Source organism: Seonamhaeicola sediminis, from assembly GCF_004358095.2.
Taxonomy (GTDB): Bacteria; Bacteroidota; Bacteroidia; order Flavobacteriales; family Flavobacteriaceae; genus Seonamhaeicola; species Seonamhaeicola sediminis.
In genome coordinates, this window is sequence record NZ_SMZJ02000006.1 from 169,028 (window position 1) to 185,256 (window position 16,229).

Sequence of the window (16,229 nt, forward strand, 5' to 3'; positions counted from 1 at the left end):
CGATGAAATTTGATAAAGATTTTGAAGATTTTGACGCATTAGGAAATGAGCATATTGGCACATCTCAGGATACCCCAATGCGCAGTGACGCCTTTAAATTAAGTAATGATGAAAAGATTGACATCATTAAAGATGATGTTCGTCATATCATGGAAACCCTTGGTTTAGACTTAAGTGACGACAGTTTGAAGGGCACGCCTAACCGGGTAGCCAAAATGTTTGTAAAAGAAATTTTTGGAGGCTTAGATCCTGAAAAAAAGCCTAGTGCTTCTACGTTTCAAAACAAATACAAATACGGTGAAATGCTAGTTGAAAAAAACATTACAGTATATTCAACCTGCGAACACCATCTACTACCAATAGTTGGAAAAGCCCATATTGCCTATATTTCTAATGGCACAGTGGTTGGTTTATCTAAAATGAACCGTATTGTAGATTATTATGCCAAACGCCCTCAAGTTCAAGAACGTCTAACCATTCAAATTGTTAAAGAACTTCAAGAAGTTTTAGACACAAAGGACGTTGCCTGTGTTATTGACGCTAAGCATTTATGTGTAAACTCAAGAGGTATTAGAGATATTGAAAGTAGTACTGTAACCTCTGAATTTGGAGGAAGGTTTAAAGATAAAGCAACACGTCGAGAATTTTTAGATTACATTAAATTAGATACCAAATTTTAAACAAAAAGTAATTCCCAATTTTATTCTAACTAACCCAACATGCAACTTTATAAAAGTCAGGAATTAAAAATATACAATTCACTTACCGGAGAAAAAGAAGTTTTTAAACCTATAAATGAAGGCCATGTAGGTATGTATGTTTGCGGTCCTACGGTTTATAGTAATGTACATTTAGGTAATGTGAGAACCTTTATGTCCTTTGATGTTATATTCAGATACCTGAAGCACTTAGGGTACAAAGTACGTTATGTTAGAAATATTACGGATGCAGGACATTTAGAAAATGATGCTGACGTAGGCGAAGATAAAATCACAAAAAAAGCTCGTTTAGAACAAATTGAACCAATGGAAGTGGTTCAACGCTACACCGTAGATTTTCATAACATTTTAAATACGCTAAACTTTTTACCACCTAGTATTGAGCCAACCGCAACAGGCCATATCATTGAACAAATTAAACTCATAAATACCATTATTGAAAACGGATTTGCTTATGAAGTAAATGGTTCGGTATATTTTGATGTTCATAAATTTAATGAAACCAATGACTACGGAAAGTTAAGTAAACGTAAGTTAGACGATTTAATTCATAACACTAGAGAATTAGATGGTCAGAGTGATAAAAAAAATCCACAAGATTTTGCCCTTTGGAAAAAAGCAGAACCACAACACATTATGCGCTGGCCTTCACCATGGGGCGATGGTTTTCCCGGTTGGCATCTAGAGTGCACCGCCATGAGTACCAAATATTTAGGTGAAACTTTTGATATTCATGGGGGTGGTATGGATTTAAAATTTCCGCATCACGAATGTGAAATTGCCCAAAACGAAGCCGCACTAGGCAAATCACCTGTCAACTATTGGATGCATGCTAATATGCTAGAAATGAATGGGCAACGTATGTCTAAATCTACGGGAAATATTATAAATCCAAACCAATTGTTATCCGGTAATAATGACAAGATGAGTAAAGCTTATTCACCTAGCGTTATTCGTTTCTTTATGGCACAATCCTCATACAGAAGTGTATTAGATTTAACCGACGCAGGTTTACTGGCTAGCGAAAAGGGCTATAACCGATTAATGGAAGCTATATCAATAATTCCTAAACTAAAAGCGTCTAGCACCTCATCTATTAATATTGGGGAGTGGCAACAAAAGTGTTATGACGCCATGAACGACGATTTTAATACCCCTATTTTGATAGCCAACTTATTTGAAGGCGCTAAATATATCAACCAAGTAAAAGAAGGTACTGAAACGCTCACCAATGATGATTTATCATTATTACAAAGTAGCTTAAATACGTTTATGTTTGATATTTTAGGCCTACTGAAAGATGTTGAAATTAAATCTGGAGGTGATAAATTAACAGGTGCTGTAGATGTTCTAATAAAACTTAGACATGAAGCCAGAGCCAATAAAGATTTTGCTCTATCCGATAAGATTAGAGATGAACTTGCAGAGGTGGGCATTGTTCTAAAAGACGGTAAAGACGGTACCACGTTTACTGTAAACTAGTTTCTGGTTTATCTGTTTAGTTGTTTATTCGTTTCCAACTTAACAGCTAAAAAAAATCCACAAATAAGCATTTTATGAAATTCCTTATTTCTCCGTTTTTGTTTTTAATAAAAGTTTACCAAATACTAATTTCACCAATTATGCCTGCCACTTGTAGATACCAACCCACTTGCTCTCATTACAGTAAAGAAGCCCTAATAAAACATGGACTTTTTAAAGGCGGTTGGCTTGCATTAAAACGTATTTTTTCATGCCATCCTTGGGGTGGTTCAGGGTATGACCCAGTGCCTTAACAAATTCTTCATATTAAAAATTTCAGCTATCTTAGTCTGAGACCATATCACTAATAACACAAAATCTATTTTTAACATTAACAAGCATTAGTAATGAAACAACTGTTTTTTTTAATAATGGTTATGCTCTTAGGAACTGTAAAAAACACCATCGCACAAGATTTAACTCCCGACCAGAAAATTATAAACGATAAACTAGACGATTTTCATGACGCTGCAAAAAACGCAGACAAGAAAAGATACCTAAGCCATTTTACTAAAGATGCTGTTTATATGGGAACCGACGAATGGGAACGCTGGCCATTAATTCCTGATTTCTCAAACTATGTAAGTCAAAGATTCGCTGATGGAGGTTGGTCTTACCACTCTACTAATCGAAATATTTATGTCTCTAAAAACGGTAAAATTGCCTGGTTTGATGAAGTCATGGTTTCAAACAATAGCGGTAATCGCTTTCGTGGATCTGGGGTTCTTCGTAAGGAAAATGGTATATGGAAATTCACCCAATATATCCAAAGTTTCATGATTTATAATGAAATTTGGAATGAGGTAAATAAACTTATGAAACAAGAAAAAATTAAAAAAGAGAAAAATTAGTAATCATTATTCTTCAGGAATATGTTTCAATATCTCCAACACAAACTTCCAATACTTTTGCACTGAAGAAATTTGAGCACGCTCATCTGGGGAGTGTGCTCCTTTTATATTAGGGCCAAAACTAATCATATCCATATCTGGATAATTAGTTCCTAAAATACCACACTCTAAACCAGCATGACAAGCAGCCACATGAGGTTTTTCTCCGTTTAAATCTTCATAAAGTTTTTCCATAACTTTTAAAATAGGAGAATCCATATTGGGTGTCCATCCTGGATAATCGCCAGAGAATTCAACTTCGCAACCTGTAAGCTCAAAGGTAGCCCGTAAAGTATTCGCTAAATCCATTTTGGCACTTCCTACTGAAGACCTTGTTAAACAAGCAATTTTAATATTGCGATTTTTTATTAATACACGTGCCAAATTATTTGATGTTTCAACCAAATCTGGAATATCAGCACTCATTCTATACACCCCATTTTGCGTAGCATATAACGCTCTAGTAACCCCTTCCTGAACGCCTAAATCCATAATGCTTTTGGGAGTTTCACGTTTAGTAACCACTACCTCTAAATCTGGTTCGGTTGTTTTTAATTCCTTTTTTATAGTACTAGAAATCAAAGTCATTTCTGACAAAAATGTAGCCTCATGTATAGCATCAATGGCAACAATAGCTTTACTCTCTCTAGGAATAGCATTACGAAGCCCTCCACCATCAATTTCTGAAATTCGTAAACCATAATTCTCAAATCCATCAAATAATAAACGATTCATTATTTTATTAGCATTACCTAACCCCTCATGAATTTGCATCCCAGAATGTCCACCTTGTAAACCTTTAACTTCAATAGTAAAGCCAATTTTAAATTCTGGTGTATCTTCTTCTACATATGTTCTTGTAGCGGTAATATCAATACCACCAGCACACCCAACACCTATTTCATCGTCTTCTTCTGTATCTAAATTGAGTAAAATACCACCGTTCAACAATCCACCTTTTAACCCCATGGCACCCGTCATACCTGTTTCTTCATCAATGGTAAACAATGCTTCAATTGCAGGATGTGGTATATCAGTACTTTCTAGAATTGCCATAATGGTAGCAACTCCTAAACCATTATCTGCTCCAAGTGTTGTGCCTTTAGCTTTCACCCAATCACCATCAATATACATATCAATACCTTGGGAATCAAAATCAAACACGGTATCATTATTTTTTTGATGCACCATATCTAAATGTGATTGCATTACCACTGTCGTTCTAGTTTCCATCCCTTTGGAAGCAGGCTTTTTAATAATCACATTTCCTACCTCATCTACTATTGTTTGTAAACCTAAATTTTCACCAAAAGCCTTCATAAAAGCGATAACGCGTTCTTCTTTTTTTGATGCCCTAGGTACTGCGTTTAAATCTGCAAAATTATTCCACAATTGTTTAGGTTCTAGTTGTCTAATTTCTTTACTCATTGCTTTCAAAATTCAAATTATACAAAGATACGTTTTACTACAAAGCATTGATAACATTTGTGTATTTTTGATTTATGCTGAAAAACAAAAAACGCATTCTGGCACTTAGTATAATTCCCCAGTATTTACTTGTAGTGTTGTTGTCAAGACAACCCGAGTTTGTCGAGTCTTTTTACAGCAATGGTGTGTACATATATATATCAAAATTATTTAGGTTTGTTTTAGGCTGGTTACCATTTTCTTTTGGTGATTTGGTTTACGCATTCGGAATTATTTATATTTTAAGATGGCTATTTAAGAATAGAAAACGCATTATTAAAGATAGTAAAAATTGGTTGATAGATGTTGCGTCAGCAGTTGCCATTATATACTTTGCTTTTCATTTATTTTGGGGTTTAAACTATTACCGCTTACCGCTGCATAAAAACCTTAATTTGAAGCATGATTATACTACCGACCAATTAATTACGGTTACCAAAAAACTTATTAAAAAATCTAATAGTTTACATTTTGAAATCACCAAGAATGATACTTTAAAGGTTGTTTTACCGTATTCAAAAGGAGAAATCTTTAAAAATACTACTAATGGATATCACAATTTGAAAACCGATTTTCCGCATTTAGAATATCACCCAAAAAGTATAAAAAAGTCTTTGTTTAGCTACCCATTAACATACATGGGATTTAGCGGATATTTGAATCCGTTAACGAACGAGGCACAAGTGGATGGGATCATGCCAATTATTAAACTTCCAACAACATCGGCGCATGAAATAGCACATCAATTGGGGTATGCAGCCGAAAATGAGGCTAATTTTATTGGCTTTTTAGCTTCCATTCATAATAATGATGTATATTTTAAATACTGTGGATATACATTTGGCTTACGGTACTGCTTAAACGAAATTTACAGACGAGACGAAGCGATTTTTGATGACATTGTAGAAACCATAAATAAGGGTATTTTAAAAAATTATGAAGAAGTACGCTTGTTTTGGGAAGCACATGAAAACCCTATGGAGCCTCTTTTTAAAACATTTTATAGCGGATACTTAAGAGCGAACAATCAAAGCAAAGGGATGGAAAGCTATAATTATGTGGTGGCACTTTTGGTTAATTATTTTAAGGTAAATGGGGCTTAAAGAATATGAATCGTTATGGTTTTATAACAAATGGTTGCCTATTCACAGACTCATAACAATTTCACAAAGGCTAAGTGTAGAGGTTTAAAACTTCTAAAAAACTAATTATTCTACAACCACTGCCTTATCGGGAATCTCAAATAATGTTGGGTTAGGTTTTTCTTTAGATAGTTTTACATCAATAAATTCAGTAACACTATGCTCAGTGGTGGGCAAATTGTCTTCATAGTTATACCTAACACTTGTTTTTGGCAATAACAGACCGTTTACATTTTGCCAATCACTATATTTTCTAAAATGAAGTTCATTGGCTTTTTCTTTAGTAAAATATGTTACAGTATAGCCCAACCATTCCATTTTGTAATTGTCTGGGTTATAATACAAAATATACTCATCTTCTGGTGATTCTCCAATACCTGCTTCATACGAAATTTTGATTCCAGGAAAAGATCTTCCTTCAAACTCCAATGGCTTAGTATCTTCATATATAATACCGTCATCTGCCAGAATGAATGGCATCGCATAAAAATAAAACATCAAGTTATAATAAAATTTGGGAACACCTTTATAAGCTAAAGTATCTTTAGAATGTAACCAAACCTGTTCCCCATTAAAACCAATGGTATGATTTGGCATTTCAATTAAAGATTTTCTATTTTTTAAATCCGTTGTGCTTATTTCTAAACCATTTTGTTTTTGCATGGTAAATACCAAACTTTTCATTTCATTCCATTTGTCCAAACCCCCATGAGCCTCAAATACTTTAGTGATATTTTCTGGGTAACTGCTGGTGGTAACGTTTAATGTCTCTTTGGAATACTCTATAGTGTCTTTTTTGGTGTTTTTACAGGATGTAAAAAAAACAACAGTAACTAAAAAAAATACCTTCTTCATATTTTGGTTTTAATAAGTTGACTCTTTGGACGAAGTTAAGAGGAAAGTATTACAAAAAACAGCTACTTTTGTACAATTGTTATGAAAGAGATAACCAGTACACAAAACACGCTTGTAAAGCAACTCATTCAACTTAAAGATAAATCTCGCGAACGCAAAAAAAGGGGTTTGTTTTTAGTTGAGGGTAAACGCGAAATTTCTTTAGCAATAAAAGGCGGCTATAACTTAGAAACCGTTTTGTTTTATCCTGATTTGTATTCAAAAGAACAACTAAACGATTTAACAAATCAACGAATAAACTCTATTGAGATTTCAAAAGAAGTATACCAAAAACTAGCATATCGTGATACAACCGAAGGCGTTTTGGCAGTGGCAAAAACTAAAAATCACTCAATACATAGGTTAGTTCTTAACACTAAAAACCCATTAATACTAGTTGCTGAAGCTCCAGAAAAACCAGGAAATATTGGTGCTCTTCTAAGAACCGCCGACGCTGCAAAAGCAGATGCTGTAATTATAGCCAACCCTAAAACCGATTTGTACAACCCCAATATCATTCGTTCTAGTGTGGGGTGTGTATTTACCAATCAAATAGCTACAGGGTCTACATCTGAAATAGTTTCATTTTTAAAATCTGAGAATATTAATATTTATTGTGCTGCTCTTCAAGCATCGGTTGAATATCATACTCAAGATTTCACTAAAGGAACAGCTATTGTTGTTGGTACAGAATCTACAGGACTTAGCGAAGAATGGCGAATAAATTCTACTCAAAATATGATTATACCTATGCAAGGAGAAATAGACTCTATGAACGTGTCTGTTGCCGCAGGAATTCTTATTTTTGAGGCCGTTCGTCAAAGACGAATCAATAATTAATTATTAATTTTTCATGACCGCAACATCACTTTTTTACATCATCATAGCAATTATCATTTTAAATTTTATCATCGACAAAATTTTAGACGCTTTAAACGCCAAACATTTTAAAGATGAATTACCCAATGAGCTACAAGATATTTATGATGAAAAAGAATATGAAAAGTCTCAAAATTATAAAACTACTAAATATAAGTTTAGCGTTTTAACCTCTACCTTTTCTACACTTTTAACACTTGGATTTTTAATTTTTGATGGCTTTGAGTTTGTAGATAACATTGCTAGAAGTTATAGTTCTAACCCTATTGTTATTGCCCTTATTTTCTTTGGAATTATTACGTTGGCTAGTGACATTATAACCACCCCCCTTTCATATTACAGTACGTTTGTAATTGAAGAAAAATTTGGGTTCAATAAAACTAATAAAAAAACCTTTGTTTTAGATAAAATTAAAGGCTGGTTAATGATGGCTGTAATTGGAGGTGGTATTTTGGCTTTAATCATTTGGTTTTATCAGGCTACAGGCAAATACTTTTGGATTTTTGCTTGGGCTTTAGTTACGGTTTTTACGGTATTCATGAATATGTTTTATTCAAAACTAATTGTACCTTTATTTAATAAACAAACACCTTTAGAATCAGGAGATTTAAAAGATAAAATTTCGGCCTACGCGAAAACTGTTGGTTTTAAATTGAATAAAATTTTTATAATTGATGGCTCCAAACGAAGCACCAAGGCCAACGCCTATTTCTCTGGGTTTGGGAGTGAAAAACGCGTTACACTATATGATACCTTAATTAACGATTTGGATGATGAGGAAATTGTGGCGGTGTTAGCTCATGAAGTTGGACACTACAAGAAAAAGCATATTATTTTTAATTTATTAGCTTCTATTTTATTAACGGGTTTAACATTTTATATTCTATCGTTGTTTATTTCAAACCCACTACTCTCTTATGCTTTGGGTGTTGAAACAGCAAGTTTTCATGTAGGTCTTATCGCATTTATGTTATTGTACGCACCCATCTCTGAAATCACTGGTTTAATTATGAATATTTTCTCCAGAAAATTTGAATATCAAGCCGATGATTATGCTAAAAACACATACAAAGGAGAACCACTTGTTACAAGTTTGAAAAAACTATCTAAAAATAGTTTGAGTAATTTAACCCCACATCCAGCATATGTATTTATGCATTACTCACACCCTACACTTTTACAACGAATAAAAAATTTGAGGAAGTAATACTAAGTTAATATTGACTTTGTAAAAATTTTTGGCTAACTTCTTTTACCATTGGATATGAGTCAAGTGCAATGAACATGTTTCATTATTAAAACGAAGTATATGACTTCATTGCTGAAAGTCCTCACAAACTTGTATATTGAGTTAACTACGGAAAATCCTAGCAGATTTTCATTCAACCAAACCTTACACAAACCGTTAGTTAACTTCTAAAAAAAGCTTTCACAATTTAGAACAAATAAATAGCAATCATGCAAGTTAATGATTGATGTTCTTTGACTTCGTTAGGTATAAACTTCATTCTTTTTTAAATCATAAATTGTTAATCGTTAATCTCAAATAATAGTGTATCTTTGCCGCTTAAATTCCTCAGGGTGAGGATGTGTTACGGGAAGTTTTAGGTTTAAGTATGTCGATTCGCTTCTTTATGTAACACTACATAACAAATCGCATACATATACCGAATGAACACATTCCAAGACTTAGGTTTGCAAGATAACCTATTACAAGCTATTAACGATCTAGGGTTTACTAAACCAAGTGAAGTTCAAGACAAAGCTATTCCTATTTTATTACAAGAAGAGACCGATTTGGTTGCTCTAGCACAAACTGGAACAGGAAAAACTGCTGCTTTTGGTTTTCCAATGCTTCAAAAAATTAACGTTAATAGTAGAACAACCCAAGGGTTAATTTTATCGCCAACGCGCGAACTCTGTTTACAAATAACTAATGAATTAAAACTATACGGAAAATACTGTAAAGGTTTAAATGTGGTTGCTATTTATGGAGGTGCTAGCATTACCGAACAAGCTAAAGATGTCAAAAGAGGTGCACAAATTATCGTAGCTACACCAGGTAGAATGAAAGATATGATAAGCAGACGTTTGGTTGATATTTCTAAAATTGAATATAGTGTTTTAGACGAAGCCGATGAAATGCTAAATATGGGTTTTTATGAAGATATTACCAGCATTTTATCTCACACTCCAGAAGATAAAAGTACATGGTTGTTCTCTGCTACAATGCCAAAAGAAGTAGCAACCATTGCTAAAAACTTTATGTATAAACCCCAGGAAATTACTGTGGGTCGTAAAAATGAAAGTACTAGCCAAGTCTCACACGAGTATTATTTGGTTAATGCTAGAGACCGCTATCAAGCCTTAAAACGTTTAGCAGATGCAAATCCAGATATTTTTTCAGTTATTTTCTGTAGAACCAAGCGAGATACTCAAAAAGTAGCTGAGCGCCTAATTGAAGATGGATATAGCGCTGGAGCCTTACATGGCGATTTGAGTCAAAATCAGCGCGATTTGGTAATGAAATCCTTTAGAAACAATCAAATACAAATGTTGGTAGCTACCGATGTGGCTGCCCGTGGTATTGATGTAGATAATATTACACATGTTATCAACTACCAATTGCCAGATGAGATTGAAACCTATACGCATCGTTCTGGACGTACAGGACGTGCAGGAAAAACAGGGGTTTCTATGGTGATTGTATCTAAAAGTGAAGTGCGTAAAATTAAGAGCATTGAACGCATCATTAAGAAACAGTTTGAAAAGAAAGATATTCCAAGTGGTATGGAAATCTGTGAAGTACAATTAATATCACTTGCAAATAAAGTACATAACACCGAAGTTAACCACGATATAGATGCTTATTTAGGTGATATTAATAAGCTGTTTAAAGACACAAGCAAAGATGAATTGATTAAAAAATTCTTCTCTGTAGAATTTTCTCGTTTTTATAATTACTATCAAAAAGCATTAGATTTAAACATTTCTGTTTCTAATGACGAACATAAGGATTCTGGCAATTCTGTCCGTTACTTTATTAATGTTGGAAAAAAAGATGGTTTTGATTGGATGAGTTTAAAAGATTTTTTGAAGGAAGTTTTAGAACTTGGTCAAGATGATGTGTTTAAAGTTGAAGCAAAAGACACATTTTCATTTTTTAATACCGAAAAGGAACTTCAAGAGAAAGTCCTTGGCTTTTTTACCGACTTTAAATACAACGGACGTTTTGTAAATGTAGAAATTTCAGAGAATAGAGGTAGAAAACGCGAAAGGAAACGCAGTGGTAAGAGAAATGATTCTAATAATAGAAATGATAGAAAACGTTTTGACAAAAAAGTAAAACATTCTAAATCTGGAAACTTTGGAACTTCAAGACCTAGGCGCTCCAGACGTTAATTAAACAGTTGTGTTAATTTTTAGTCAAAATATCGAACAAAAACAACCGTTACTAATTAGTTTAGTATTTTTATAGCATATAATTAGAGTTATATTCAATTTATGAAACGCTACCTCTTATTAATTTGTATTATTTTTTCATCTGTATCCTTAATGGCCCAAGATGAAAATGCAGCAATAGGGGTAGTTGTTAATGCTTCAAATAAAAAACCCTTAGAGAGTGTAAACATTGTTAATTTAAATTCTGTTAAAGGGACCACTACAAATAATAAAGGTGAATTTAAAATTGCTGCCAAAGTAAATGATACCCTTCATTTTTCATATCTAGGATTTAAATCTATCAAAGTTAGGGTTACTAACGACTGGTTAAAATTTGGAAGTGCAGAAATTACCCTTACAGTTTTACACGAGGCTCTAGAAGAAGTTGTTGTTAACCAGCTTAGGCTTACGGGGTACCTTGAAGTAGATATTGAACAAGTACCGCTGCCAAATGATAATTACCGTTATAGTATATCTGGACTATCACAAGGTTATGAGGCCTCAAAACCTTCAGGAATAAATAAAATAATTGGCTCTATATTTAATCCAGCAGATTTTTTACATAGAATGTTTGGCAAGAAACCCAATGAACTACGGAAGCTAAAGCAAATGAAAGAAGATGATGAAATTAGAAATCTATTAGCTTCTAGATTTGATAGGGAAATGCTCACGGCTTTACTTAAAGTTGAACGTGTTGATTTAGATGAAATTGTTAGTCAGTGTAACTATTCTAAAGGCTTTATTCAATCTGCTAACGACTTACAAATTCTTGATGCTATTAGCGAGTGTTATGAAGAATATAAGCTACTTAGTAGAGGTAGAAATGATAGACTTTAATAATACTTTTATTCTCGGTTGCCTTCACAGTCTATTAAAGTACCCAAATATTTGTGCTTTGGGCTGATGTATATTTCCTCATGCTAATTCCACTAATCTAATTCATTTTATGAAACATCATTAGGAGTTAAATCTAGCTACAATTTCGTCATAACTTTTAATGGTTTTAGATATCCAATCTAGTTTTTTTTCATGTATTTCTGTTTCTGTAAGCTGCCAATTTAAATTACTTTGCCTCAACTTTGTTGTAACATGTTGTAATATTATAGCAGCAGAAACAGAAATATTTAAACTCTCTGTGAAGCCAACCATAGGAATTTTTAAAAAGCTATCTGCATTTTTCAAAACCTCATCAGATAGTCCCTCAGTTTCTCTACCAAAGAAAAAGCAAGATTTTTTGGTAATGTCAAAATTATGCAATTCACAGTCATGAATATGTGGCGTAGTAGCTACAATTTGGTATCCCTTTTGTTTTAAATCTAAAATGCAATCTTTAACTGAGTTGTATCTATTTAAATCTACCCATTTTTGAGCTCCCATGGCTATTTCTCTGTCAATACGCTTGGTATTAGTTTCTTCAATAATATTTATTTCTTGAATTCCAAATACATCACAACTTCTAATTACTGCACTAGTGTTGTGCAACTGATAAACATCTTCGGCAGCAACCGTAAAATGTTTGGTGCGTTGTAGCAATACCTCATTGAAACGCTGCTTTCGATTTTCGGTTAGATAGGTTTCTAAGTGCTCGAGTAAATTTAAATCAGTCATATTAATTTTAATAAAATAATTTTATTGCAACAATAAGTAGTATCATTTTAAAACAAATAAAGTTACACCTTAAAATTTAACATTATTAATTGTCAATTATCAATTATTAATTATATTTGCAGCCAATTTCGGGTTAACCTCTGGCGAGAATCGTGAATGTTGTTTCGAATTAACCATTTATAAAAATTAAAAAGATGGAATCTTTAGTAAAATTTGTTCAAGACGAATTTGTAACAAGAAAAGACCTACCAGAATTTGGAGCTGGTGATACTATTACAGTTTATTACGAGATTAAAGAAGGAAACAAAACCAGAACTCAGTTTTTTAGAGGTGTTGTGATACAACGTAGAGGATCTGGAACTTCTGAAACTTTCACCATTAGAAAAATGTCTGGATCTATTGGTGTGGAGCGTATATTCCCAGTAAACTTACCTGCTTTACAAAAAATAGAAGTTAACAAACGAGGTAAGGTACGTAGAGCACGTATTTATTACTTTAGAGGTCTTACTGGTAAAAAAGCTAGAATTAAAGAACGTAGAAGATAGTCAAACTAAAACAATAGAGAAAAGCCCTGATTTAAATCAGGGCTTTTTTTATTAACAAAAGTTAATAACTACGGTTTATAAATAGTTGATATCTAATATCTTAAAAAATTTGTTTTTTTAATTCTCAATTCTATATTAGCAAAAGGAATTACAACAAGTCTTTCAAGAATTGTTTTCATTTTAAAAAGTGAATTTGTGTTATTCCAACAATAAGGTAACGTTCTTTATTTATTGATTGTTTTTTGAGGTTTTAGAGTGCCACGTGTATGCGTGGAAAACAAAAAAACCATGACATTGTAGAAAGTCCTGCATACGCAAGTAGGCAGCAACTAGTACAATTAAAAGCTTGAAAATACAGCTAGAACGAAAGTAAAAGTTGTAAATAAAGCAATGCTTTAAGTAAGCCTAACGTGAAAACGAAAGGTAAGTTTACAGCATCAAGAAAAACAATTAAACTGAAACATTTTAGTAATAAGTCAATACATTTTGAAAATTACAGGAAATGTTTCACTTGAAATTGCAGTACTGACATTGAAAAGATTTGATGAAAATTTAAATCGATTTAGTATTTCATACTAAATAAGTAGCAGTCATGTGATTTCAAAAAAAGCCATATCAAAGGAGATTAAGTTCTGCAGTGATATGGCTTTTGTTTTTATAACTTCAAGGGTTCATTTTTATTAATTTCTTATTGATATATCACTTTTTTGTAATTGTAATAAATTTAACGATTTCGTTGGCTTTCGATTAAAAATTAACTAGTAATGAATGTCTATTTTTGTATATTCGCATCGCTAAAAAAGAATCTTCTACTATTTACCTGCTTTTTAGCAGCTTAATAATAAAAAAATCGACGGGAATGTCTAAAATTATTTATACCAAAACTGATGAAGCACCGGCTCTAGCCACACGCTCCTTTTTACCTATTATTCAAACTTTTGCAAAGTCTTCTGGAATTGATATTGAATCTAAAGACATCTCTTTAGCTTCCAGAATTCTAGCTACGTTTCCAGATTACTTAAATGAAGATCAGCAAGTTCCTGATGATTTGGCTCTACTGGGAGAACTTGTAAAAAAACCAGAGGCAAATATCATTAAATTACCTAATATTAGTGCCTCTGTTCCGCAGATAGAAGAAGCTATTGAAGAATTACAAGCTAAAGGTTTTGCGGTTCCAGATTATCCAAGTGAACCAAAAAATGATATTGAGAAAGACATAAAAGAACGTTATAATAAAATTAAAGGTAGTGCCGTAAACCCTGTTTTAAGAGAAGGGAACTCAGATAGACGGGCTCCTAAAGCTGTTTCCCATTACGCAAAAAAGAATCCTCACACAATGGGGAAATGGGAAAAAGATTCAAAAACTCACGTAGCTTCTATGGAAGCAAATGACTTTTATGGCTCTGAAAAATCTATTACACTTTCTGATGCTACAGAATTTAAAATTACTTTCAATGGTAAAGATTTAAAGGGATATGCTCCTTTATTAGCTGGAGAAATAATTGACACATCTGTGATGAGCATAAGTGCTCTTAAAGAATATGCTAAGAAGGAAATTGCTGACGCCAAAGCAAATGGTGTTTTATTGTCATTACATATGAAAGCCACAATGATGAAGGTTTCAGACCCTATTATTTTTGGAGCTATTGTTGAAGTTTTTTATAAAGATGTATTTGAAAAGTACGCAGAATTATTTGATGAATTAGGTATTACCGCTACCAACGGTATTGGTGATGTTTATGATAAAATAGAAGGGCACCCAAAAGAAAAGGAAGTGATTGCTGCTATTGAGGCTATTTATGAAGATGCTCCTGCTGTTGCCATGGTAGATTCTGATAAAGGAATAACCAATTTACATGTCCCTTCGGATGTTATTGTAGATGCTTCTATGCCTGCTATGATTCGTACAGGAGGTCAAATGTGGAATGCTAAAGGCCAACAACAAGACACTAAGGCTTTAATTCCAGATAGATCTTATGCTGGTGTATTCCAAGCTACTATTGATTTTTGTAGAGAAAATGGCGCTTTTGATCCAGTAAAAATGGGAACAACTCCTAATGTTGGGCTTATGGCTCAAAAGGCAGAAGAATACGGTTCTCATGACAAAACGTTCCAATTAAATGAAGCTGGCACAGTTGAAGTATTAGATAAAAACGGTAATGTTCTTTTATCTCAAGAAGTTGAAGCAGGTGATATTTTTAGAATGTGTCAAACTAAAGATGCTCCAATTCAAAACTGGGTTAAACTAGCAGTTGACAGGGCAAGAGCAACGGGTTGGCCTGCAGTTTTCTGGTTAGATGAAAACAGAGCGCATGATGTAGAACTTATCAAAAAAGTAAATACTTATCTACCAAATCACGATACAACAGGATTAGAAATTTATATAAAATCTCCTATCGAAGCTACTTTGTACACTTTAGATAGAGTAAAAGTGAATTTGGATACTATTTCTGTAACCGGTAACGTATTACGTGATTACTTAACAGATTTATTTCCAATTTTAGAGCTAGGAACTTCTGCCAAAATGTTATCAATTGTACCTTTAATGAATGGCGGAGGATTATTTGAAACTGGTGCTGGTGGTTCAGCTCCTAAACACGTTGACCAACTGTTAGAAGAAAATCATTTACGTTGGGATTCTTTAGGTGAATTTTTAGCATTGGCAGTTTCTTTAGAGCATTACGCTGAAGTTAACAGCAACAAAAAAGCTAAAATTCTCAGTGAAACTCTTGATAAGGCTACAGAAAAACTTCTTGACAATAAAAAAAGCCCCTCAAGAAAAGTTGGTGAGTTAGATAATAGAGGAAGCCATTTCTATCTAGCAATGTATTGGGCTCAAGAATTAGCCAATCAAAGTATGGATTTAGAACTTAAAAATGAATTTAAAGTTATTGCTGAGAAGTTAGCACAAAACGAAGAAGCTATTGTAAAGGAATTGAATGATATCCAAGGGCAACCAGCAAATATTGATGGATACTATATTCCGAATGAAGAATTAGCTAATGCTGTTATGAGGCCATGTAAAACCCTCAATGATATTTTAAGCTAAATAAAAACTTAACAACTTGTTAAAAGCTCCTTTATGGGAGCTTTTTTTTATACATTTATAAAAAATTGTTTTAG

Annotated in this window: 14 protein-coding genes; 11 read left to right on the top strand and 3 right to left on the bottom strand. The window is 33.1% G+C overall.

The window, feature by feature from the left end:
- Positions 1–2: 2 nt before the first annotated feature.
- The 4 genes from folE to E1J38_RS11580 all read left to right on the top strand — a co-directional run bounded on the left by folE (position 3) and on the right by E1J38_RS11580 (position 3,091).
- A complete protein-coding gene (folE, locus tag E1J38_RS11565) occupies positions 3–680 on the top strand; it encodes a GTP cyclohydrolase I FolE (protein WP_133356815.1) in 678 nt (225 codons plus the stop codon).
- Between the two features lie 39 nt (positions 681–719).
- Entirely contained in the window at positions 720–2,201 is a 1,482-nt protein-coding gene (gene cysS / locus E1J38_RS11570) for a cysteine--tRNA ligase (protein WP_133356814.1), read from the top strand.
- A gap of 74 nt (positions 2,202–2,275) precedes the next feature.
- On the top strand, positions 2,276–2,494 hold the full coding sequence (gene yidD / locus E1J38_RS11575) for a membrane protein insertion efficiency factor YidD (protein WP_133356813.1): 219 nt from the start codon (positions 2,276–2,278) through the stop codon (positions 2,492–2,494).
- Positions 2,495–2,587: 93 nt separating this feature from the next.
- A complete protein-coding gene (locus E1J38_RS11580; RefSeq protein ID WP_133356812.1) occupies positions 2,588–3,091 on the top strand; it encodes a nuclear transport factor 2 family protein in 504 nt (167 codons plus the stop codon).
- Between the two features lie 6 nt (positions 3,092–3,097).
- Here the strand turns inward: E1J38_RS11580 and E1J38_RS11585 are convergent, their stop codons facing one another.
- Positions 3,098–4,558 (bottom strand): aminoacyl-histidine dipeptidase, encoded by a 1,461-nt coding sequence (locus tag E1J38_RS11585; protein WP_133356811.1) that lies wholly within the window; start codon positions 4,556–4,558, stop codon positions 3,098–3,100.
- A gap of 74 nt (positions 4,559–4,632) precedes the next feature.
- Here E1J38_RS11585 and E1J38_RS11590 point away from each other — a divergent pair, with 74 nt between their 5' ends.
- A complete protein-coding gene (locus E1J38_RS11590; RefSeq protein WP_133356810.1) occupies positions 4,633–5,700 on the top strand; it encodes a DUF3810 domain-containing protein in 1,068 nt (355 codons plus the stop codon).
- Positions 5,701–5,805: 105 nt separating this feature from the next.
- On the opposite strand, the gene E1J38_RS11595 is transcribed toward E1J38_RS11590, so the two are convergent.
- On the bottom strand, positions 5,806–6,594 hold the full coding sequence (locus tag E1J38_RS11595; protein ID WP_133356809.1) for a DUF6503 family protein: 789 nt from the start codon (positions 6,592–6,594) through the stop codon (positions 5,806–5,808).
- An 81-nt stretch (positions 6,595–6,675) separates the two neighbouring features.
- On the opposite strand from E1J38_RS11595, the gene E1J38_RS11600 reads away from it, so the two are divergent.
- From E1J38_RS11600 to E1J38_RS11615, 4 genes are all read left to right on the top strand, one after another.
- Positions 6,676–7,473: a TrmH family RNA methyltransferase gene (locus tag E1J38_RS11600; RefSeq protein WP_133356808.1), complete on the top strand. Its 798-nt coding sequence runs from the start codon at positions 6,676–6,678 to the stop codon at positions 7,471–7,473.
- A gap of 13 nt (positions 7,474–7,486) precedes the next feature.
- Positions 7,487–8,719, top strand: coding sequence for a M48 family metallopeptidase (locus tag E1J38_RS11605; RefSeq protein ID WP_133356807.1), 1,233 nt, complete (start codon positions 7,487–7,489; stop codon positions 8,717–8,719).
- Positions 8,720–9,183: 464 nt separating this feature from the next.
- Complete coding sequence (locus tag E1J38_RS11610) at positions 9,184–10,914, top strand: DEAD/DEAH box helicase (protein ID WP_133356806.1); 1,731 nt, start codon at positions 9,184–9,186, stop codon at positions 10,912–10,914.
- Positions 10,915–11,016: 102 nt separating this feature from the next.
- Positions 11,017–11,790, top strand: a complete 774-nt coding sequence (locus tag E1J38_RS11615; RefSeq protein WP_133356805.1) for a carboxypeptidase-like regulatory domain-containing protein — start codon at positions 11,017–11,019, stop codon at positions 11,788–11,790.
- A gap of 120 nt (positions 11,791–11,910) precedes the next feature.
- Here the strand turns inward: E1J38_RS11615 and E1J38_RS11620 are convergent, their stop codons facing one another.
- A complete protein-coding gene (locus E1J38_RS11620; RefSeq protein ID WP_133356804.1) occupies positions 11,911–12,561 on the bottom strand; it encodes a TrmH family RNA methyltransferase in 651 nt (216 codons plus the stop codon).
- A gap of 194 nt (positions 12,562–12,755) precedes the next feature.
- On the opposite strand from E1J38_RS11620, the gene rplS reads away from it, so the two are divergent.
- Together rplS and E1J38_RS11630 are read left to right on the top strand one after the other, a co-directional pair.
- A complete protein-coding gene (gene rplS / locus E1J38_RS11625; RefSeq protein ID WP_133356803.1) occupies positions 12,756–13,106 on the top strand; it encodes a 50S ribosomal protein L19 in 351 nt (116 codons plus the stop codon).
- Positions 13,107–13,965: 859 nt separating this feature from the next.
- Positions 13,966–16,155, top strand: a complete 2,190-nt coding sequence (locus tag E1J38_RS11630) for an NADP-dependent isocitrate dehydrogenase (protein WP_133356802.1) — start codon at positions 13,966–13,968, stop codon at positions 16,153–16,155.
- Positions 16,156–16,229 lie beyond the last annotated feature (74 nt).